Origin of the sequence: Microbacterium trichothecenolyticum, from assembly GCF_030818955.1 — a bacterium.
Classification (GTDB): Bacteria; Actinomycetota; Actinomycetes; order Actinomycetales; family Microbacteriaceae; genus Microbacterium; species Microbacterium trichothecenolyticum_B.
In genome coordinates this window covers 1,871,979-1,891,640 of record NZ_JAUTBF010000001.1, presented here as the reverse complement: position 1 = coordinate 1,891,640, position 19,662 = coordinate 1,871,979, and the positions used below count along the sequence as shown (strand labels likewise).

Annotated in this window: 21 protein-coding genes; 8 read left to right on the top strand and 13 right to left on the bottom strand. The window is 69.3% G+C overall.

Going from position 1 to position 19,662, the window contains the following annotated elements; translation table 11 throughout:
* Positions 1–214: 214 nt before the first annotated feature.
* The 5 genes from QE412_RS09030 to QE412_RS09010 all read right to left on the bottom strand — a co-directional run bounded on the left by QE412_RS09030 (position 215) and on the right by QE412_RS09010 (position 6,501).
* Entirely contained in the window at positions 215–1,228 is a 1,014-nt protein-coding gene (locus tag QE412_RS09030; RefSeq protein ID WP_307482527.1) for a YihY/virulence factor BrkB family protein, read from the bottom strand.
* A 132-nt stretch (positions 1,229–1,360) separates the two neighbouring features.
* Positions 1,361–2,686: a UDP-glucose dehydrogenase family protein gene (locus tag QE412_RS09025; RefSeq protein WP_307482524.1), complete on the bottom strand. Its 1,326-nt coding sequence runs from the start codon at positions 2,684–2,686 to the stop codon at positions 1,361–1,363.
* Positions 2,687–2,762: 76 nt separating this feature from the next.
* Positions 2,763–4,247, bottom strand: coding sequence for a sugar transferase (locus tag QE412_RS09020; protein WP_307487109.1), 1,485 nt, complete (start codon positions 4,245–4,247; stop codon positions 2,763–2,765).
* A 181-nt stretch (positions 4,248–4,428) separates the two neighbouring features.
* A complete protein-coding gene (locus QE412_RS09015) occupies positions 4,429–5,484 on the bottom strand; it encodes a glycosyltransferase family 4 protein (protein WP_307482521.1) in 1,056 nt (351 codons plus the stop codon).
* 105 nt (positions 5,485–5,589) lie between these two features.
* Positions 5,590–6,501, bottom strand: a complete 912-nt coding sequence (locus QE412_RS09010) for a glycosyltransferase (RefSeq protein WP_307482519.1) — start codon at positions 6,499–6,501, stop codon at positions 5,590–5,592.
* A gap of 322 nt (positions 6,502–6,823) precedes the next feature.
* Between QE412_RS09010 and QE412_RS09005 the strand changes: the two genes are divergently transcribed.
* Entirely contained in the window at positions 6,824–7,891 is a 1,068-nt protein-coding gene (locus tag QE412_RS09005) for a PIG-L family deacetylase (protein ID WP_307482516.1), read from the top strand.
* 45 nt (positions 7,892–7,936) lie between these two features.
* Here QE412_RS09005 and QE412_RS09000 read toward each other — a convergent pair whose 3' ends face one another.
* Together QE412_RS09000 and QE412_RS08995 are read right to left on the bottom strand one after the other, a co-directional pair.
* On the bottom strand, positions 7,937–8,461 hold the full coding sequence (locus QE412_RS09000; protein WP_307482514.1) for a YbhB/YbcL family Raf kinase inhibitor-like protein: 525 nt from the start codon (positions 8,459–8,461) through the stop codon (positions 7,937–7,939).
* Positions 8,462–8,541: 80 nt separating this feature from the next.
* Complete coding sequence (locus QE412_RS08995; RefSeq protein WP_307482511.1) at positions 8,542–8,823, bottom strand: hypothetical protein; 282 nt, start codon at positions 8,821–8,823, stop codon at positions 8,542–8,544.
* Positions 8,824–9,069: 246 nt separating this feature from the next.
* On the opposite strand from QE412_RS08995, the gene QE412_RS08990 reads away from it, so the two are divergent.
* Positions 9,070–10,137: a PIG-L family deacetylase gene (locus QE412_RS08990; RefSeq protein ID WP_307482508.1), complete on the top strand. Its 1,068-nt coding sequence runs from the start codon at positions 9,070–9,072 to the stop codon at positions 10,135–10,137.
* A gap of 7 nt (positions 10,138–10,144) precedes the next feature.
* Here the strand turns inward: QE412_RS08990 and QE412_RS08985 are convergent, their stop codons facing one another.
* The 4 genes from QE412_RS08985 to QE412_RS08970 all read right to left on the bottom strand — a co-directional run bounded on the left by QE412_RS08985 (position 10,145) and on the right by QE412_RS08970 (position 12,951).
* Complete coding sequence (locus QE412_RS08985) at positions 10,145–11,266, bottom strand: sensor histidine kinase (RefSeq protein ID WP_307482507.1); 1,122 nt, start codon at positions 11,264–11,266, stop codon at positions 10,145–10,147.
* Positions 11,267–11,270: 4 nt separating this feature from the next.
* On the bottom strand, positions 11,271–11,918 hold the full coding sequence (locus tag QE412_RS08980) for a response regulator (RefSeq protein ID WP_307482504.1): 648 nt from the start codon (positions 11,916–11,918) through the stop codon (positions 11,271–11,273).
* A 94-nt stretch (positions 11,919–12,012) separates the two neighbouring features.
* Positions 12,013–12,432, bottom strand: a complete 420-nt coding sequence (locus QE412_RS08975) for an organic hydroperoxide resistance protein (protein ID WP_307482501.1) — start codon at positions 12,430–12,432, stop codon at positions 12,013–12,015.
* A gap of 39 nt (positions 12,433–12,471) precedes the next feature.
* Positions 12,472–12,951, bottom strand: a complete 480-nt coding sequence (locus QE412_RS08970) for a MarR family winged helix-turn-helix transcriptional regulator (RefSeq protein WP_307482497.1) — start codon at positions 12,949–12,951, stop codon at positions 12,472–12,474.
* 121 nt (positions 12,952–13,072) lie between these two features.
* Between QE412_RS08970 and QE412_RS08965 the strand changes: the two genes are divergently transcribed.
* Complete coding sequence (locus QE412_RS08965; protein ID WP_307482494.1) at positions 13,073–13,210, top strand: hypothetical protein; 138 nt, start codon at positions 13,073–13,075, stop codon at positions 13,208–13,210.
* A gap of 32 nt (positions 13,211–13,242) precedes the next feature.
* Here the strand turns inward: QE412_RS08965 and QE412_RS08960 are convergent, their stop codons facing one another.
* Positions 13,243–14,538: a hemolysin family protein gene (locus tag QE412_RS08960; RefSeq protein ID WP_307482492.1), complete on the bottom strand. Its 1,296-nt coding sequence runs from the start codon at positions 14,536–14,538 to the stop codon at positions 13,243–13,245.
* A 164-nt stretch (positions 14,539–14,702) separates the two neighbouring features.
* A complete protein-coding gene (locus tag QE412_RS08955) occupies positions 14,703–15,200 on the bottom strand; it encodes a PepSY domain-containing protein (protein WP_307482489.1) in 498 nt (165 codons plus the stop codon).
* Positions 15,201–15,343: 143 nt separating this feature from the next.
* On the opposite strand from QE412_RS08955, the gene QE412_RS08950 reads away from it, so the two are divergent.
* The 5 genes from QE412_RS08950 (at position 15,344) to glmM (ending at position 19,630) form a co-directional block, all read left to right on the top strand.
* The gene (locus QE412_RS08950; RefSeq protein WP_307482486.1) at positions 15,344–16,180 is read left to right on the top strand and encodes an alpha/beta fold hydrolase; all 837 of its coding nucleotides are present in this window, start codon (positions 15,344–15,346) and stop codon (positions 16,178–16,180) included.
* 192 nt (positions 16,181–16,372) lie between these two features.
* Complete coding sequence (locus QE412_RS08945) at positions 16,373–17,131, top strand: CPBP family intramembrane glutamic endopeptidase (RefSeq protein WP_307482483.1); 759 nt, start codon at positions 16,373–16,375, stop codon at positions 17,129–17,131.
* Positions 17,132–17,318: 187 nt separating this feature from the next.
* On the top strand, positions 17,319–17,765 hold the full coding sequence (gene rplM / locus QE412_RS08940; protein ID WP_058597861.1) for a 50S ribosomal protein L13: 447 nt from the start codon (positions 17,319–17,321) through the stop codon (positions 17,763–17,765).
* A gap of 24 nt (positions 17,766–17,789) precedes the next feature.
* Positions 17,790–18,260, top strand: coding sequence for a 30S ribosomal protein S9 (rpsI, locus tag QE412_RS08935; RefSeq protein ID WP_373426541.1), 471 nt, complete (start codon positions 17,790–17,792; stop codon positions 18,258–18,260).
* A gap of 14 nt (positions 18,261–18,274) precedes the next feature.
* Positions 18,275–19,630, top strand: a complete 1,356-nt coding sequence (gene glmM, locus QE412_RS08930; protein ID WP_307482480.1) for a phosphoglucosamine mutase — start codon at positions 18,275–18,277, stop codon at positions 19,628–19,630.
* Positions 19,631–19,662: the final 32 nt, after the last annotated feature.

Genomic DNA, 19,662 nt, shown 5'->3' with positions numbered 1-19,662 from the left:
CGTGGGAGCGAACCCCGCCAGGACGCCCGGGTCATTGAGCGTGCTGGGGGATCGTGTCGTTCCCGCCGAAGGCAAAAGCGGTCTCATCGTGTCGTTCGCGGGGTCATGAGGCATTTTTGCATGCGCATGCGGAAGGGTGTCGGGGTCATCCACAGGGGAGGGCGCGCGAGCGGACCGCAGCGAGGTCGAGGCCACTGCACGCCGCTCGTGTCGATCAGTCCGCGGTTCCGCGCGTCTCGCGGATGCGGCGTCCCTCGGCGACGTCCTTCTCCTCTTTCTCGCGGGCCTTCTCGATCTTCGTCGTGTCCCGCGGGGGGAGCTGCAGATCGCGTTCGGCCGGAATGCCGGCCTGCAGCTGCCGACCGCGCTCGAGCTCGGCATCCAACTCCGCCCCGAACAGGATCGCGATGTTGGCGATCCATAGCCACAGCAGGAACACGATGACTCCGGCAAGTGAGCCGTAGGTGCGGTCGTAGTTCGAGAAGTTGGCGACGTAGAGGGCGAACCCCACCGTCGCGAGGGCGAGGATCACGATGGCCACGATCGCACCCACGCTGATCCATCGGAACTTCGGCTGCTTCGCATTGGGCGAGCCGTAGTACAGGATCGCGAGGATGACCACGACGACAGCCAGCAGCACGGGCCACTTCACGATGTTCCAGGTGGTGACCACGGCGTCGCCGAGCCCGAGGGACTCGCCCACCGCCTCGGCGACGGGCCCCGACACCACCAGCAGGAGCGCCGAGAGCGCGACGAGCACCACGGTGACGACGGTGAGCAGCAGCTGCGCCGGCAGCAGCTTGTAGAACGGTCGTCCCTCCTGGATCTCGTAGATGCGGTTCATGCCGCGGCCGAAGGCGCGGATGTATCCCGACGCCGACCAGATGGCCAGCACGAGCCCGGTCACCAGAGCGAACCCCGCCGCGGGGGAGGAGGCGAGCTGTCGGACCGGGTCTTCGAGCAGGTCGGTCGTTCCGCCCGGCGCGACCTCTCCGACGATTCCCAGAACGGTGTCGGCGGCGGCGTCGCTCTGCCCGACGACCCCGAGGAGGGAGAAGACGGCGATCAGCCCGGGGAAGAGGGCGAGCACGCCGTAGTAGACGAGGCTCGCGGCGATGTCGGTGCACTGATCGGAACCGAACTCGCGGACCGTTTTCGTCACCACGTACTTCCACGACCGCTTATGCAGCTCGGTCGGGGAGTCGGGCTTGTCTGTTGTCGTCGACATGGCGGGCCTTTCGCGGGGGGTTCTCCGGTCTATCCCGGTGGCCCTGCGCCTGTCGCGACCGTTGACGAGCGCCCCGCAGACATGCCAGAGGCGCCCCGGCCGAGCGGACGGGGCGCCTCTGGCGTCATCGGATCAGGGACGTCCCATGCCGAAGTAGGTCCAGCCTGCGGCGCGCCACGCCGCCGAGTCGAGGCAATTGCGTCCGTCGACGATGACGCGTCCGCGGGTCAACGACGCGGCGTGTTCGGGCGAGAGCTCGCGGCGGTACTCATCCCACTCGGTGACGACGATGACGGCGTCCGCGTCGCGCAGCGTCGCGTCGAGATCGGTGTCGTAGGTCAGCTGCGGGTGAATGCGACGGGCGTTCTCGATGGCAGCGGGGTCGGTGAGCGTCACGCGCGCACCCAGACCGTGCAGGCGCACCGCGACGTCGAGGGCAGGGGAGTCGCGGATGTCGTCGCTGTGCGGCTTGAACGCGGCGCCCAGCACCGCGATGTTCTTTTCGAAGACGCTGCCGCCGAGGGCATCGGTCGTGAGCTCGACGGCCCGGTCGCGGCGGCGCAGGTTGATCGCGTCGATCTCGCGCAGGAACGCCACCGACTCGCCGCGGCCGAGCTCCTCGGCACGGGCCGAGAAGGCGCGGATGTCCTTGGGCAGGCAGCCGCCGCCGAAGCCGATGCCGGCGCCCAGGAAGCGTCGACCGATGCGGGCGTCGTGGCCGATGGCATCCGCGAGCGTGGTGACGTCGGCGCCGGTGACCTCGGCGATCTCGGCGATGGCGTTGATGAAGCTGATCTTGGTGGCGAGGAACGCGTTGGCCGAGACCTTCACCAGCTCGGCGGTGGCGTAGTCGGTGACGATGAAGGGCGTGCCCTTGGCGATGGAGGGATGGTAGACCTCGCGCAGCACCTGCGCGGTGCGCTCGCCCTCAGCCGAGGGGGCGCCGTTCTCGGTGGGGACGCCGGCCACGAGACGGTCGGGGTCGACGGTGTCCTGTACGGCCCAGCCTTCGCGCAGGAACTCCGGGTTCCACACCAGCGTCGCACCGCGCTCGGCGACGCGGGGCGCGAGTCGAGCGGCGGTGCCGACGGGGACCGTCGACTTGCCGGCGACGATGTCGCTCTCGCTGAGGTAGGGCAGCAGAGCGTCGACGGCGGCATCCACGTAGGTCAGGTCAGCGGCGTACCCGCCGGCCTGCTGCGGTGTGCCCACACCGACGAAGTGCACCTTGGCGCCCTGTGCGGCCGACATGTCGGTGGTGAAGGACAGGCGCCCGGACGAGATGCCCGCGGTGAGGATCTCCTGCAGGCCGGGCTCGAAGAACGGAGCCTCGCCCTGGGACAGAGCGGCGATCTTGCGCTCGTCGACGTCGATGCCCACGACGTCGTGTCCGATCGACGCCATGGCCGCCGCGTGAACGGCTCCGAGGTACCCGCAACCCACTACAGACAAACGCACGATCAGAGCCTTCCACTTCGCTGATGACGCGATCCGGCGGCGCCGGGTCGCGGGCACGAGGGCACGCGCGCGAAGGTCACGCGGCGGTCTCGCCCGGCAGCAGTGCGGCGCGGGCGGTCTTACTGAGGATGACGAAGTCGCCGAGCAGCGTCCAGTTCTCCACGTAGGACAGGTCGAGGCGAACGGATTCCTCCCACGACAGCGAGGATCGTCCGCTGACCTGCCACAACCCCGTGATGCCGGGTTTTGCGAGGAACCGTCGGTGCACGTGGTCGGCGTAGACCGCGACCTCGGACGGCAGTGGCGGGCGGGGGCCCACCAGCGACATCGATCCTCCGATGACGTTGAACAGCTGCGGGAGCTCGTCGAGGCTGAACTTGCGCATGACGCGACCGATGCGTGTGACGCGAGGATCGTTCTTCATCTTGAAGAGCACTTCGTTGCCCGCGTCGCGCTGCTGACTCGCGAGCTCTTCGAGAAGCTCCTCCGCGTTGACGACCATCGAACGGAACTTGATCATCGTGAACTCGCGTCCGCGGAAACCGATGCGGGTCTGACGGAAGAAGATGGGGCCTTCGCTCGAAAGGCGCACGGCCATCATCAGGAAGATCAGCAGCGGACTGAGCAGGATCACGCCCACCAATGCCGCGGCGAGGTCGACGCTGCGCTTCAGGAAGCTCTGGCCCCGCGAGAACTTCGGCGTCTCGACGTGGATGAGGGGCAGGCCCGCCACCGGGCGCGTGTGCAGACGTGGGCCGGCGATGTCGATGATGCTGGGAGCGAGGACGAGATGCTGTCGGCCGGCTTCCAAGCTCCAGGAGATCTGCTTGACCTTGTCGGCCGGTAGGTCGTCGGCACTGGTGATGGCGACGGTGTCGGCGCCCGTGGCCTGCAGAGCGCTGGTGACGTCTCCGACGTGTCCCATCACCGGGATGGTGGTACCGGGGATGACGTCGGCGATCCTGCCGTTGGGGACACAGGCGCCGACCACGCGGTAGCCCGCACTGGGAGTGCGGGCGAACTCGCGAGCCAGCTGCGCGACCGACGGAAGCGAACCCACGAGCAGCACGTTGGCTGAATACTTGCCACGGGAGCGCTGGATGATGAGCCACTGCCGCCACATCCACCGGGTGAAGATCAGCACCAGGATGCCCAGCGGAAGGCTGATCAGCAGGTAGCCCCGCGCGAGATCGATCTGTGTGAGGAACGCGATGATCGCCACGGTCCCGAACAAGCGGAAGCTGGCGTCGGCGATGCGGACGTACTCCTGGGATCCGGTGCCGATGACGCGGTCACTCCGGGAGTCGACGAAGGAGAGGGCCCACATCCAGGTGAGGATGAGGACGGCGGAGAAGACCCAGTACGACAGGTCGCTGATACGACTGTCGCGGCCCGCGGCGACCTGGGCGTTGCCGAGGCCGAACCACAGCAGCTGGGTGCCGTAGACGACCCAGATCAGCGACAGCAGATCCGTCAGGGCCAGGCGCCGCCGATAGCTTCTTCGCCACTGGTCGCGGTGGACGATCGCACCCTCCGGTCGCTCCTCAGCGGGAGAAACCAGGGCGGACTGGCCCCCGTCCACGGGGGCCGGAGTGTCGTTCCTCACATCGGCCGTCACGATCTCTGCTGCACCGCCCCCTGGTCGAGCATCGACTTCTCATTTGTCGAAGATTATCATTTGATGTTCACCCACGAATTCACCCGTTGAGGTGTCGATAAAGCGTTCACGTGTCGATGAGGGTTCACGGCCGCGCCGCCTCTCGCGGGGAACTGTGTGCGGAGAGAGCGCGATCATAGAGCGCGAGCAACCGCTCCTCGTGCGTCGCGTGCGAGAACAGGCGCGCGTACTTCCCGACGGCTTCTGCGCTCCATTGCTCGACGTGGGCGGGGGAGTCGATGGTTCGGACGATGGCGTCCGCGAGGGCGTCCGGATCTCCGACGGGAACGACCTCACCGCATCCCTCGGCGAGGCCGGGCATGCCCCCGACGTCGGTGACGATCATCGGTGTACCGGTGGAGAGAGCCTCGATGAGGAACATGGGTTGGCCCTCTCCGGTCGAGGGCAGAACCGCGGCGGTGGCCGTCGTCAGGTGCTTCGCGACGTCGGCCGGGTCGAGGGCACCGAGGTAGTGTCGCTGCAGCTGCGTCGTGGAGACGTGCGGGGGCAGATCGAGCGGACCCGCGATGTGCAGGTGCGCGGCTCCGGGGCGGACCCGTTCCACGCGCGCCCAGGCTGCGAGAAGAGTGTCTATGCCCTTGCGCAGACCGACCTTGCCCGCGAAGAAGAACACGGGCGGCGTGCTGCGCCGCCGGCGGTCGGATCGTGCGACGAAAGGCCCGGGGTTCGGCAGCAGCAGCACCGGAGTGCGCGGCGAGAGCTCTTGTGCGGCGGCCAGGGCGACATCGTTGAGAACCCCGATCCCATCTACGCGTCGCAGAACGAAGGCGTAGAGATGACGCCACAACGGCGCCGTGGCCGAGGTGGTGAAGCTGGAGCCGTGGAGCGTGGCCACCCGGACGGACCCGCGCGGCGTGAGCAACGCGAGCGCGCCTTCACGAAGGAAAGACCCGCGCTGGCTCAGGTGCACGTGCACCACGTCGTAATGGCCGCGCCGAAGCTTCCCGAGTGCGCTGATGAACGCCTTCGCACGAGCCTTCGGCCCCTTGGTGGTCGTCGACGCGACCACGTCGACGAGGATTTCGCTCCACGACGCCTGTGCGTACGTTCTCAGCACCGTCTCCATTCCACCGATGTCGGTGAGGTCGGGGCCGACCTGGAGGACTCGCCATTGGCTCACTGTGCTTCTCCGTCTTCTCGGTTCGACATTCCGATGGATTCAGGAAAGGTCGTCCGTGTCATGGCGGCGGGGCGAATTCCGCCGACGTCGGTCGCCGCGACGGCGTCAAAAACTGCGCAGCAGTGTCGACAGCTCGTCCGCCTCGCGGACGCGGATGAGTCCGCGCGAGGCGAATTCTTCCGCGATCTGCAATTGGTGATCGTCGACGTGCTCGTGACGGAATTTGCGCCGCGGAACGGCGATGACGTCGGCGCCGGACTCCACGAGAGCAATGAGTGTTCCGACGCCGGCATGGGTGATGACGACGTCCGCCTTGCGGACGGCCGCATCGAACTCCGAGCCGGACATCTGCGTGAACACTGTTCCGCGAGTCGGCTGGTACGTGGTGGCCCCGAGCTGCCAGACGATCTCGGCGTCGTCGGGAAGACTCTTCTCGACGACCTTGACCAGCTCGGCGAACTCGTAGGGCTTGATGGTGCCGAGGGTGACGAAGAACGAGCGGGGTGCGTCGACGCGAGAGGTGGCGGAGGGGGTGAAGGTGTCCAGAACCGAGAAGGCCGTGGTCCATCCCCGCCGCTGGTGTCCCCATCGGTGCTGGGAGAAGCGTCGTACTCCCGGCACGCGCTCGAGGATGAGGCCGGTCGTGGACGGACCGGTGACACGGGAGACGGATTCGATGTAGACGGGGGCCCGGCCGCGAAGGGCCGACGTGACGTGCGTGGCGAGCGCGATACCCGCGCCCGTGCTCACGATGGTCTCGAACGGCTCACTCTTCAAGGTATGTCTGATGGCACCTGTGGCACTGAGGATCTGGCGCCATCCGCGCGGTGGGATGTAATCGATGAAGAGAGTGCGCGCGCCTTCGAGCAGCGACCGGGATTGGGGCGAATCGAAGGTGACCCAGACGGAGTCCTCGCTGACCGGAGACATCTGCGTCAATCGGTGCAACTGGGCGAGGTGACCGCCGGTGGAGGCGAGAAGAAGAGCTTTCCGTCCGCCGAAGATGTCGTCGATCAAGAGGTTCCTCACGGGAGAGGCGAGAGCCGTCTCACTGCTTTCACAGGTGTTTCCGGTGTGGCGTCGGTGCCCGATCCGAATCCAGGTGGCCGTCGCCGGGAGGTGGCATTCTCCCTACCCCTTGAACATAACAGTCCGAGATACGTTGCATTCTCTTATTCGTTTTCTGTATAGGCTCGCAACTCCGGGAGGGTACGCCGGCTCTTCGCCGCCGTTCCGTCCGGCCGTGCGTGCGTCCTCTACACTCGGGCAGCGGTTCGACCGTCTGGTCGGACCGAGAACGCACTCGCTCGTGCTCTGACGCGCCGCCGGAAGGAATCCGATGTCCCGCGCCTCCTCGTCGTCGCGACGTCGCCGACCTGTCGCGCCGCTCGTCTGCCTCATCGTCGTCGCCGTCGTCGTGGCGGTCGTGATCGCGCTCGACCTCGTGCTCGCGCTCGTACCCTCCCGGGGCGTCACCGCATCGACGAGCCCGTCGAGCGCACCCGCCTCGACGCCGGTCGTCGCCGCCGCATCGGCGCGTCCCACGAACTCCAGCCCGACTCCCACCCCCGTCTCGCCGGCCGCGCAAGGCTGCACCGGTCACCCCACGCTGATGAGCGTCTGGGCGCACCCCGACGACGACATCATCTTCGGCAACCCCACCATCTCGGACGCCATCGCCGCGGGCGACTGCGTGCGCACTGTCTTTCTCACCGCCGGAGACGCGGGCAAGGGGATGGGATACACGACTTCGCGCGAACTCGGCATTCTCCAGGCCTACGACGCGATGCGTGGATCGAGCGGACTCTGGGACGATCGCGAGATCCTGCTGGACGCCGGTGCGCGCGTGACGCGGTTCGCTCCGCAGGACGACCCGCGCCTGTCGGTGCTGTTCCTGCGTCTGCCCGATGGCAACATCACCGACGGGGGCTTCGCCGCGACGGGCTACGCCACCCTGAGCAAGCTCCTCGACGGGTCGATCCCCACGCTGGCTCCCCTCGACGGAGGGCCCGTCGTGAGCCGTTCGCACCTGTCCGAGAGTCTCGTCGAGCTCGCCGCTGCGTGGCGTCCCACGATGGTGCTGACCCACATCCCGCGCGGCAGCGCGTTCGCCCCGGGGGACCACCCCGATCATTCGGTGGTCGGCGCCCTCGTGCGAGACGCCCTCACCCCGCTCCCCGACGTGGGCCCCGGCATCCGTTATCTCGTGGGGTATCCGTCCGAGGAACTGCCGCGAAACGTGGACGGTGCGCGCCTCGATGCGAAGGTGGAGACGTACCGCGTCTACACACAGCAGGACGACGTGATCCGCTGCGCCGACCGATCCGCGTGCCTCAACACACGTCGGTTCGGGCAGTGGCTGCAGCGCTCGTACCCGAAGGCAGAGACCGACCTGCAGATGGGGTGAGCCGAGCGAGCGGCGCGCCCCACCGGTCGACCCGGTCGACCGCCCTCAGTGCTGATACGTGCCGTGCACGATGGCCCGCCCCAGGGTGGCGAACGCCAGGGCGAACGAGACCGCGGCGGGGGTCGCGTCCGCGTGCACGCCAAGGCTGTCTTGCGATACCGCGTGCACCACGAAGAAGTACCGGTGCGGCTGATCGTTCGGCGGGGGCGCGGCGCCCATGAAGCCCGCTTCGCCGCCGTCGTTGCGCACGTGGAAGGCCCCGGCGGGCAGATCGCCCCCGGCGAAACCGGTCGGGATCTCGCGCAGGTCGGCGGGGAGATCCACGAGCACCCAATGCCAGAACCCGCTCGGCGTCGGAGCGTCGGGATCGAAGCACGTGATGGTGAACGACTTCGTCCCGTCCGGGACGTTCGCCCACCGCAGATGAGGGGAGGTGTTTCCCTTGTCGGCGATCTGATCGTCTGCGAGGGGCTGCCCGTCGACGATGTCGTCGCTCACGACGTCGAAGGAGGCGACGGCGGGAAGCAGCGGATACGGATCAGGGGACTGCGCCCGGGTGAGATCTGCCATGTCGGGACTCTAGACTCCGCGGCTCGAAGCGGGGGAGGGCGTGTCCGGTCGCTCGACGGCCGGTACCGGATGCCGCACGCTCAGCGTCGCAGCTCGAGCAGGGCGTCGGCCGCCTCACGGCATCCGTCGGGGGCGGGCAGGCCGTAGTCGATCTCGACGACACCGCGCAGGTCGTGGGCCAACTCGTCCAGCGTGGGACCGGCGTCGAGGGCCTCGAGGATCGGCAGGATCAGGTCGTCGTACTCGTCGTCGGGCCAGCCCCGGCCGATGTGATGGACCCCGATCGGGTCCCACGCGTTGAGGACGGCACGGACGCGGAGGGCTTCGCGAGACAGTGACCGCGGCGGTGAGGACGTCTGCATGAGGCGAGTGTCGTCACCTCGTCTAGGTGTCGGCTGGGCGTAACCGATGCATCCGATGGCTCTCCCTGGGCGGTGCCCGGGCCGGTGTGGAGCCCCGCCGACCGACGCCGAGAACCCCGCCGATCGGCGGAAGTGGGCGGCCGCTTTACGCGGGAATGCGCGCCCCGCGCTAACGTCGAACGCGCTAGTGCCGCCGCCGCGGCGGGCCGCAGCCGGCTCGGCGCGGCACGAGAGAACGGAGCCAGGGTGAGCGACGACGAGGCTTCCGCGCACGAGGGCGCACCCGACGCGGACGCCGCGCGGGCCCGCGCCCGCCGGCGCACCATCACGCGCCGCGCCGCGATCGCGGGAGGTCTGACGGTGCTCGGACTCGGCGGTGGCGCTCTGCTGTACCGCCAGCTGAGGCGATCGGCCGGGCCGGAGGGGGCGTACGTGCCGCTCGCCCCCATCGTCCCCGGTGCTCTTGCGTCGCCGCGCCCACTCTCGCCGGCCGCCGAGCCGCCCGGCCGGGAGACCACTCTCGCCGTCTGGGCCCACGCCGACGACGACATCATCTTCGCCAACCCTGCGCTCGCCGGAGCGTTGCGGCAGGGCTCGACCATCCGGGCGGTCTACGTCACGGCCGGCGATGGCGGGCGGGGTCTCGAGTACGCCGAGCAGCGCGAAGCCGGTCTTCGCGCCGCGTACGACCGCATGCGCGACAGTGCGGGGCCGTGGGAGACGCACACCATCGATCTGCTGAGCGGCGCGCGGGTGACGCGATTCGTCCCGTCCGATGACGCGCGCCTGTCGATCACGATGTTGCGCCTTCCGGACGGGAATCTGGATGCCACCGGCTTCGCGGCCACGGGCAACGCCGGACTCACCCAGCTGATCAACGGTGCGACGCCCCGCCTGTCACCGATCGATGGGGCGCCCGCCTACGACCTGTCGATGCTCCTCGAGACGATCGCCGAGCTCGCCGATGCGTCGGGGGCGCAGAAGGTCGCCACGAACATCCCGCACGCCAGCGCCTACGCGCGCGGGGATCACCCCGACCATTCGTGCGTCGGATCGCTCGTTCGCGCGGTCGTACCGAAGGTCGGCATCCCGGTCGACGCGGTGTCGTACTTCGTCGGCTACCCCTCGCAGCACGAGCCGGTCAACATCGAGGGGGCCACTCTCGACGCGAAGGTGGGGATCTACGAGACCTACGCCGCCCACGACCCGGTCGTCACGTGCGCCGATGCGTCGGCGTGCCTCGCGCAGCCGGGGTTCGGGCAGTGGTTGCGGCGGTCGTATCCGAAGAAGGACGACGAGCTGCGGATGGAGTGAGCGTCGGTCAGGTCTCGGACTGCCGTCGCGGGATGGAGACGGACAGGCGGAATCCGCCCTGATCGCTGCGGTCGGCCTCGAGGTGACCACCGAGCAGTTCGGCGCGCTCGCGCAGACCGCGCAGTCCCGCCCCGCTCGAGGGCAGCCGCAGGACCTCTGCGCTTCCGCGGTCGTTGTGCACCACGACGTCGATGCGAGACGTCGTCGCCCACGCGCTCACGTGCACTCGCGCTCCCGGTGCGTGCTTGCGGACGTTGGTGAGACCCTCCTGCACCGTGCGATAGATCGCCCGCTGCACCGCGGGCAGCAGATCCGCCGGCAGGTCGGTGTCGAGCCGGGCGTCGAGCCCGCTGTCGGCGACCAGGCGGGGTAGATCCGCGAGGGTCGGCTGCGGTGCGGGCGAGTCGGTGACCGCGCCATCGGCGCGCAGCACGCTCACCATCTGCCGCAACTCCTCGAGGGTGCGCACGGCCAGGGATCGGATGACGCCCGCGACACGTCTCGTGTCGGGATCGTCCGTGGACACCTGCAGTGCCCCCGCCTGTACCGCGGTCAGGCTCACCTGGTGCGAGACCACATCGTGCATCTCGCGGGCGATGCGGGCGCGTTCGTGTCGCAGTACGTCCTGCTCGGCGCGGCGACGCTCGCTCTCGCGCGCGGCGGACAGCTCGGCCAGACGCTCGGACAGTTCGCGGCGCGTGCGCACCAGTGCCCCGAGCGCGATGGGTGTCGCGGCGTACATCAGCGCGTAGAGCAGCGACGGCGCGAGGTAGTCCAGCGGGGGGAGCTGCCAGTCGGGAAGCAGGAAGCACGCGAAGACGACCGCCCCGGCGCCCGCGAGCAGCGGCCACCGTCGTTCCCGTACGGCAACGGAATACAGAGCGATCGGGGCGGCCACCGTCATGGCGTCTACCACCAGGCCCGGCAGCACGAGAACGAACGCGACCCACGGGAAGCGGCGTCGAACGAGCAGCCCCGCGACCGCCGCGACCACCCACGCCGACTCGAGGGCCGACCATCCGGGCAGCGACACGGCGACGTCGATGAACGCCGCGGCAGCCAGCGCCAGATCGATGACCGCGTCGAAGAGACGGCTGCGTGTGAGCGCCGCCCAACGCGGGCTGCTCACAGCGTCACCCGCGGCCGCCGCACCGTCCGGCCCGTTCGGAGATCAGCGCCGCCTCCAGCCGCGACGACACCGCCAGCTTCGCGAGGATCGCGCTGACATGGTCCTTCACGGTGGCGCTGCTGAGGTGGAGTCGGCGCCCGATCTCGGCGTTCGACTCCCCGGTCGGCAGGCGGGCCAGGACGTCGCGCTCGCGGTCGGTCAGCAACGCGATACGTCGGGAGGCATCGCGGTCGGTGGCGCCGGCGTAGCCCTCGACGAGGGTCCGCGAAACCTGGGGCGAGAGCACGACACCGCCCGCCGCGAGTGAGCGCACCATCGCCGCGAGGTGCTCGGGCGCCGTGTCCTTCACGAGGAAGCCCGACGCGCCGTCCTGCAGGGCGCGGGCGATGTACTCATCGGTGTCGAAGGTCGTCAGGATGCCGATCACCGGGCGCTGCGCGTCGTCGCGCAGATCGGCGAGGATCTCGAGACCGCTGCGTGCTGGCATCCGGATGTCGAGGAGCACGACGTCGGGCTGGTGGGCGCGGATGGTGTCGACGGCGAGGTCCGCATCGACGGCCGCGACGACGTCGATGTCGGGCGCTGCTCCGAGAATGAGCTCGAAACCGGAGCGCACCAGCGCCTCATCGTCGACGACTACCACGCGGATCACGACAGTCACTGTACGCGCGCACCATACGAGCGCGTAGAGTCCGGGGCGGGGTGCGACACGTGGGGCTCAGCACCCCGCCCCGGGGTGCTGAGGGTCAGTCCTCGGAGACGGAGAGGGTGACCTCGATGTTGCCGCGCGTGGCGTTGGAGTACGGGCAGACCTGGTGGGCTTCGTCGGCGAGCTGCTGCGCCTGCTCGGGCTCGATACCCGGGAGGACCACTTCGAGCAGCACCGCCAGCTGATAGCCGCCCTGACCGTTCGGGCCGATCTGCACGCGACCGGCGACCGAGGAGTCCTCGAGGGTGATCTTGCGGCCGCGGGCCACCGCGTGCAGGGCGCCGTGGAAGCACGCGGCGTAACCGGCGGCGAACAGCTGCTCGGGGTTGGTGCCCTGTCCCGAGCCACCCATCTCCTTCGGGGGCGCGACCTCGAGGTCGATGTAGCTGCCGGCCGTCACGTGGCCGGTGCGACCGTGCCCGGTGGAGACGGCTTCGGCGGTGTAGAGGACGTCCATGGGGGGTGTTCCTTTCGAGGGGGAGTGGGGGCGCGACGCTCACGCCGAAGCGTGAGGCGTCCCCGTCGAGGCGAGCACCGTCTGGGGGTGGTCGCGCAGGTCTTTCATGGCTTCGGTGAGCTGGTGCAGGGCGTCGATGAGTTCGCGGGCGCTGTCGGCATCGCTCAAGCCGGCACCGGCGGCGATGCACCGGGGGATATGGGCGAGTTCTTCGCGCATCTCGCGGCCGCGCGCAGTGAGTGCGACCGTGACGACCCGCTCGTCGTCGGAGCGGCGCGTGCGGGTGAGATACCCGGCGCTCTCCATGCGCGCGAGCATGGGCGACAGTGTCCCGGAATCGAGTTGCAGCGCTTCGCCCAGGCTCGTCACGCTCTGGTCGCCGTCGGCCCAGAGGGTGACGAGCGCGATGTACTGCGGGTAGGTGAGCTTCCACGGCTCGAGCAGCACGCGGTAGGCCTGCGTGGTCGTGCGATTCGCGGCGTAGAGGGCGAAGCAGACGAGGGCGTCGACGGCGGGCATAGGAAAAGAATTGCACACAACTCGATTGTGCACAATCTTTTGATGACGATCACGACCCGTGAGGTCCCCGCCCCTGTCAAGCCCTGACATCGGCGGGGACCTCGGGCCGACCATGAGTCGCATGAACAGCCGCAGCGATGCGAGCTTGACGACTCCGCCGGGCTCGGGGCCCGACGGCGATCGTGATCTGCTCGCCATCAACGGGCACCAGTTCGATCTCGGTGCCCCCATCTCCCCGCTCGCAGGCGAGCAGGCCTGACGCGCGCCACGGCGTCGACCGCACCGCGTGGATCAGTCGCGCGGTGTCGTCTCGTCGTCGCCGTCGACCGGATGCCGCGTCACCAGCAGCTCTGCCACGCGCCGCCGATCCACCGCTTTGACCTGCAGGGTCGCGCCCTCGACCTCGACCGTGTCACCGACACGCGCCAGGCGCCCCAGCCGCTCGACCACGAAGCCCGCCACGGTGTCGGAGGCCCCGCGCGGCAGAGCCACCCCTGTCGCCTCCTCGAAGTCCTGGAGGTTCAGGCGGCCCTCGACGGTGCCGTGCTCGCCCTCGGCCAGCGGCTGCTCGGCATCCGTGTCGTACTCGTCGAAGATCTCGCCCACGACCTCCTCGACCAGATCCTCCAGGGTCACGATGCCGTCGGTCCCGCCGTACTCGTCGACCACGACGGCGATGTGGCTGCCCTCCGCGCGCATGGCTGTGAGGGTGGGCAGCACCCGCGCCGTCGAGGGGAAATAGCGGATCTCGCGCACGATCGCCGTGAGCGGTCGCTCGGGGTCTTCGTAGAGGTCGCGCACGTGGACGAAGCCGATCACGTCGTCGATGGTCTGCTCGGCCACCGGGTACCTCGAGAACGGCAGCTCGCGCACCTGCTCCCGGGCTTCGGCGATGGTGCCGCCGGCATCGAGGGTCACGACTTCCGGGCGCGGACGCATGACCTCGCTCACGTGACGGTCGCGAAGCGACAGCACGTCGTCGAGAATGCGCCGTTCGTCGGCCGGCAGGCCCTCGTGACTGGACACGATGTCGCGCAGTTCCTCCTCGGTCAGCTCCTCGCCGGTCTTGTTCGGATCGCCCCCGAGCAAACGCACGAGAACGTTGGTCGAGATGGACAGGAGCCAGATGACCGGGCGCATGAGCGTCGCGAACCCGTTCAGGACCGGGGCGACACCGTAGGCGAAGGCGGCGTTGCGCTGGATGGCGAGGCGCTTGGGCACGAGCTCGCCCAGGACGAGCGAGAGATAGGCGATCACCAGCGTCAGAGCGATGGTCGCCACCGTCGCGGCGATTCCCGGCTCGAGGCCGAGCCGCTCGAACAGGGGGGTCACCGACGGGGCGATCGACGATGCACCGTAAGCCGCCGAGGCGAACCCCGCGACGGTCACGCCGATCTGCACCGCCGAGAGAAAGGTATTGGGATTGCGGGCGAGGTCGGCGACCTTCTGACCGCGCTTGCCCCGCGCGGCCAGCGCGTTGACCTGGCTCTCGCGCAGGGTGACCAGCGCCATCTCGGTGGCGGCGAAGACGCCGCCGATGAGGACGAAGGCCACCACCAGCACGATGTTCAACACGAGGTCGTTCATCGGTTCACCACCTCCCATCCGCGGGAGCAATCGCCCGGGGTCACCCGGGCGCTCGGACTATGACCGTCGGAGTCGCAGGCGTGGCTCATGTCAGGAGTGTAGTGAGCCGTCGCCGCTGCTCCCCGGGAGAACGCCGGGGGTTGCGCGCGAGGGGAGGCTCTGCTTCAGCGGCGACCGCCGAGCACGGCGCCGTCGGTGGCGGACAGGCGCACGCTCGCCCCGCTCTGCATCTCGACCTCCCACGCCCAGGCGCCGCTCTGCTCGTCGAGGTGGGCCTCGTCGATGCGTTCGCCGCCGGGGTTCTGCGCCGCGGCGATGCGCACGGCATCGGCCAGGGTCGTCGCCGCAGCGTCGAGGGCTGCTCGCTCGTCGTCGTCGATGCCGTCGCCGTCGCGCGAGGAACGCACCGTGGTGCCGTCCGCGGCGACCGTCACCTCTACCTCGCGGTCGCCGACGGCGACCTGCACCTCCCAGGAGACGTCGTCTTCGCGATCGAGGTGGAAGCCGCGTCCGCCCGCGCTCGCCTCCGCGGTGTTCACCGCCGTCACGGCGGTCTCGTCGGTCGCGGTGTCGGATGTTGCGGGGAAGGGTGTGCATGCGCTGACTGTCAGGGTGCTGACGACGGCGAGCAGGAAGATGCCGAGGGGGCGGGTCGAAGCCATGGCGGCAGAGTAGCCACCTCCCGTTCGACACCCCCCGGGCGTTGCGTCCACGCGCGGCCTGTGCGTGGCATCCCAACTACCAAGCGAAGGGTCCTGCGTCAACCGTGGGGGGTCGTTCAGGTGCCGCCCGAAACATGGCGGTCATGAGCGAGATCACCGCACACCACGGCCTTCTGACCGACATCGACCTCCACGTCGACGACACCGGCGGTTCCGGCCGCCCCGTCGTCCTCATCCACGGCTGGCCCCTCTCGGGTGAGTCGTGGGCCCCTCAGGTGCCCGCACTCGAAGCGGCCGGCTACCGCGTCGTCACCTACGACCGGCGCGGCTTCGGGCGCAGCGACAAGCCGCGCACCGGCTACGACTACGACACCTTCAGCGACGATCTGGATGCCGTGCTCGAGACGCTCGACCTGCGCGAGGTCACGCTCGTCGGCTTCTCGATGGGAGGGGGCGAGGTCGCTCGCTACCTGACCCGCCACGGCTCGGACCGCGTGCACAGCGTCGTCTTCGCTGCCGCCGTGCCCCCGTACCTCGCCAAGACCGCCGACAACCCCGACGGTCCCCTCGACGACGAGACCGCCGACGGCATGAAGCACGGGCTGGAAGACGACGAGAAGGCGTTCTTCCACCAGTTCACGACGGACTTCTTCTCGGTCGACGGCGCTCTCGTCGTCTCCGAGGCCGACCGCGCCGAAGCCGAGCGCCTGGCGAATCAGGCCGATCACCACGCCGCCCTGAAGTCGATGGAGGCCTTCGCGACCACGGACTTCCGCGACGATCTGCCGAACGTCACCGTGCCGACCCTCGTCATCCACGGCGACAGCGACGCGACCGTGCCGTTCGAAGGCTCGGGTAAGCGTACGCACGAGGCCATCGCGGGCAGCGAGCTGCATGTCGTTTCGGGCGCTCCGCACGGCGTGAACGTCAGTCACGCCGAGGAGTTCAACCGTGTGCTGATCACCTTCCTGCAGCGCTGACGGCACGGCCCGCGCCCCCTTTCTCGCCCGCAACCGCGGAGGGCGCGGCTCGAGCCAGAACGCCCCGTCACATCGGTAGGTGACGGGGCGTTCGCGCGCGCGGGTGATGAAGCGCCGCGGGTCGGGTGACTCCTGGCGAGCGCGAGGCGTATCCCCGCGGCGTCCTGCGCGGCCCGTCCTAGCCTGACCCGCATGACCGATCTCCGCGGCCCCGCGAGTGATGCCCGCCGTCGCCGTCGACGGCGGCACCGGGCCTGGCGGGAGGGGGGATCCAGCACCGCGGGGTGGGATGCGGTGATGCTCGGTGGGAGTCTCGTCTGCCTCGGGCTCGGCGCCCTCGCGGCCCGCACGGCGGCGCTCACCCTGCCTCTCGAGACGCGCTCGGGCGGGGCTCAGGCCGTCGTCTGGCTCGCGCTGGCTGCGCCCGTGCTCCTCGCCTTCCGCCGCTCGCGGCCCCGCGGGCTTCTGACCTGGCGCGCCGTCGATGCCCTGTACGGCGTGGTCTTCGGTGTCGTCGTGCGCGTGGCTCAGGGGATGCTCGACGGCCTCGGGGGACACCCGGCCGCCTGGCCATCGACCTTCTCGGTCGGCGGCGTGCTGCCGGATGCTTTCCTGCTCGACGCGCTCGCGGGCACAGCGGTGTCTCCGCTCGTCGAGGAGTTCTTCTTCCGCGCCGTCGTGGTGGTCTGTGCATACACGACGCTGCGTCGCCTCTGCGGGCAGATCGCCGCGGGCGTGGCTGCGGCGGCTCTGTCGTCGGGGCTGTTCGTCGTGGCTCACCTGCTCGTCGGGGCCCCGGGGACCGTGGATGTGCTCACCCTGACGCTTCTGGGGGGCGTGACCGGCGCATTCGTCCTCGGCACCGGGCGCATCTGGGCAGCCGTCTTCGTTCACGTGATCTTCAACGCGACGGGGTTCGCCCTCGTCGCGATCGGCACGCTGCTGGCGTGAACGCCGCGTGCGTTTGGTTCTCGGCGGGGCAATGGCGTATTCTTGATCTTTGGTGCCTGCCTCACTGCGAGCGGGTTGCCCGAACGTGAGCCCTCCACCGGCCCTGTTCCTGCGCCATCGGTGCGAGAACGGACCACCGGAGCGGGATTCACGAACTCCTCCGTTCGATCAAGAAAGCAGCACTACTGTGACGCGCACTTTCACCCCCAAGGCCGCTGAGGTCACGCGCGAGTGGGTCGTTATCGACGCCACCGACGTCGTTCTCGGCCGCCTGGCCTCGCACGCGGCGGTCCTCCTCCGCGGTAAGCACAAGCCGACCTTCGCCAACCACATCGACTCCGGCGACTTCGTCATCGTGATCAACGCCGAGAAGGTGGCGCTCACGGGTCAGAAGCTCCAGAACAAGAAGGCGTACCGCCACTCGGGCTACCCGGGCGGCCTCAAGTCGGTCACGTACGACGAACTCCTCGAGAAGAACCCCGTCCGCGCGGTCGAGAAGGCCATCCGCGGCATGCTGCCCAAGAACAGCCTCGGCGCGGCGCAGCTCAAGAAGCTCAAGGTCTACCGCGGCGCCGAGCACCCCCACGGTGCCCAGCAGCCCACGGCATACACCTTCGACCAGGTCGCCCAGTAAGCGCCGCCGGATAAGGACGAAACAGTGTCGAACATCGACTCCAGCAACTACAGCACCGAGACGCCGGCCGAGCAGTCCGTCGTCGCCGTCGAGCGCCCCGTGCTCTCGGTTCCCGGCGCAGCCGTCGGCCGTCGCAAGCAGGCCATCGCCCGCGTGCGTCTGGTTCCCGGCTCGGGCACGATCACGGTCAACGGCCGCACGATCGAGGACTACTTCCCCAACAAGCTGCACCAGCAGCTGATCAACGACCCGTTCACGGTGCTCGAGCTCGCCGGCGCCTACGACGTGATCGCGCGCATCTCCGGCGGCGGCCCCTCGGGTCAGGCCGGTGCGCTGCGCCTGGGCATCGCCCGTGCGCTCAACGAGATCGACGCCGAGAACAACCGCCCGACCCTGAAGAAGGCCGGCTTCCTCTCGCGCGACGCTCGCGTCAAGGAGCGCAAGAAGGCCGGTCTCAAGAAGGCCCGCAAGGCGCCTCAGTACTCCAAGCGCTGAGTTCGACGCTCCGGATGCCTCTTTTCGGCACGGACGGGGTGCGGGGGCTGGCCAACGGCCTCCTCACCGCCGAACTCGCGCTGCACCTGGCCCAGGCGACTGCCGTCGTCCTGGGCCAGGGCCGTTCTGCGGAGGCGCGGAAGGCTCAGGGCCGCCGCCTCACCGCCGTCGTCGCGCGCGACCCGCGCGTCTCGGGGGAGTTCCTCGCCGCCGCAGTCGCCGCGGGCCTGGCGTCGTCGGGCGTCGACGTCCTCGACGCCGGTGTGATCCCGACGCCCGCCACCGCGTTCCTCATCGCCGACCATGACGCCGACTTCGGCGTGATGGTCTCGGCCTCCCACAACCCCGCTCCCGACAACGGGATCAAGATCTTCGCGCGCGGAGGCACAAAGCTTCCCGACGTCGTCGAACAGCGCATCGAACGGGCGCTCGATGCAGAGCGCCTCCAGCCCACCGGTGCGGACGTGGGCCGCATCCGTCGTTTCGCCGATGCCGAAGACCGCTACGTCCTGCACCTGCTGGGCTCGCTGCCGCACCGGCTCGACGGCATCCATGTCGTCCTCGACTGTGCCCACGGTGCCGCCGCCGGTGTGTCGCCGGAGACGTTCAAAGACGCCGGCGCTCAGGTGACCGTGATCGGTGCCGACCCCGACGGACTGAACATCAACGACGGGGTGGGCTCGACCCATCTCGACGTGCTCGCCGAGACCGTGGTGCGCCTCGGTGCCGACGTGGGCATCGCCCACGACGGCGACGCGGATCGCTGCCTGGCCGTCGATGCCGCGGGCAACGTGGTCGATGGGGATCAGATCATGGCGATCCTGGCGGTGGCGATGAAGGAGCGCGGCGCGCTCGTCGACGACACGCTCGTGGCGACGGTCATGAGCAACCTCGGACTCCATCGCGCGATGCAGGCGCACGGCATCCGTGTTCTGCAGACGGGAGTCGGCGATCGATACGTGCTCGAGGCCATGAACGAGGGCGGCTATTCCCTGGGCGGCGAGCAGTCGGGTCACGTGATCATGAGCGAGTTCGCCACCACCGGTGACGGGCTGCTGACCGGTCTGCACCTGGTGGCCGAGATGGCGCGGCAGAAGAAGACCCTCGCCGAACTGGCGTCCCTCATGACGGTGTATCCGCAGGTGCTCGTGAACGTGCGTGGCGTGGACCGCGACGGCGTCGACGATCACGGCGTGCAGGAGGCCGTCGCGGCCTCGACCGCCGAGCTGGGCGAGTCGGGCCGCGTGCTCTTGCGCGCGTCGGGCACCGAGCCGCTCGTGCGCGTCATGGTGGAGGCCGCGAGCGAAGAGGTCGCCCGCGCCCACGCCGACCGTCTCGCCGAGGTCGTGCGCGAGCGCCTGGCGCTGTGACCTCCCCGCGCCTGCGCGCGCGATGTCCGCGC